The organism is Bacillus sp. SRB3LM (assembly GCF_015712745.1).
Lineage (GTDB): Bacteria > Bacillota > Bacilli > Bacillales > Bacillaceae_G > Bacillus_A > Bacillus_A thuringiensis_K.
This window is the reverse complement of the sequence record NZ_VWVQ01000102.1, coordinates 1-1,248: the sequence shown is the minus strand read 5'-3', so window position 1 is coordinate 1,248 and position 1,248 is coordinate 1. Positions and strand designations below refer to the sequence as shown.

Genomic DNA, 1,248 nt, shown 5'->3' with positions numbered 1-1,248 from the left:
TACATGCCCATCAACTTAAGGGCTTTTACTACCCCCAAGTACAAAAAAACGTTATTCTTTCTTACATAATATAAATGAGAAAGGGTGACGTTTTTTTATGAATCTCTCGATTCAAGAGGAGTTACAACCATTTGCAGAAGAATTACAGCGCTATATCACACCTGAATTTTTGGAAGAACTAACAAGAGAGATGAGGTTTGTAAAGAGAAAACGCAAATTTTCGGGATCAGATTTAGCTACCATTTGTATTTGGATTAGTCAAAGGGTGGCCAGTGATCCTTTAGTACGATTATGTAGTAGACTTCACGCTGTTACAGGTACTGTACTTAGCCCGGAGGGCTTAAATAAACGATTTAATGAAAAATCAGTGTTATTTTTAAAACATATCTTTTCTTTGTTGTTACAACAAAAAATCTGTGAGCAAACTCGCCTTTCTAATCAACTTTTTCCCCATTTTCAACGCATTCGCATCATGGATGCTACCTTGTTTCAGGTACCTAACACTTTGGAACATATATATCCTGGTTCAAGTGGGACCTGGCAAAAACAATGATAAAACATTTGGAACAGAATGCTTAGATACGTTACGGCCAGGCGATTTATGTATTCGTGATTTAGGATATTTTTCATTAGAGGATTTAGATCAAATGGATCAACGGGGGACGTATTATATTTCGCGGTTAAAGTTAAATACAAACGTATATGTAAGAAACCCAGATCCGGAATATTTTAAAAATGGTTCCATTAAAAAACAATCAGAATACATAAAAATCAATTTCATACAGATTTTGAATCAACTTCAACCAGGGGAAACAATAGAATATCAGCAAGCTTATATTGGAAATAAAGAGCAGTTATTTTCACGTCTCGTTTTTCATCGTTTAACAGCGGCACAATTACAAAAACGCCTAGAGAAAATTGCAGAAAAAGAAAAGTCAAAACACAGAACCTATTCAGAGAAAAGTAAATTAGTAGCGGGATTAAATGTATATGCGACAAATGCACCTTGGGAGTGGGTTCCGATGGAACAAGTCCATGAGCTATACTCATTACGCTGGCAGATAGAAATTGCTTTTAAAACGTGGAAATCATTATTTGATATAGATCATTGTCGCACTGTTAAACAAGAAAGAATAGAGTGCCATTTATACGGAAAACTGATTGCTATTTTCTTATGTTCTTCTACCATGTTTAAAATGCGTCAACTTTTATTACAGAAGAAGCAAAAAGAATTAAGTGAATATAAGG

General features: G+C 34.6%; 1 pseudogene. It reads left to right on the top strand.

The window, feature by feature from the left end:
- Window positions 1–97: 97 nt before the first annotated feature.
- Window positions 98–1,248 (top strand): annotated as a pseudogene (locus tag F3I02_RS27220) (IS4 family transposase); the annotation flags it as partial.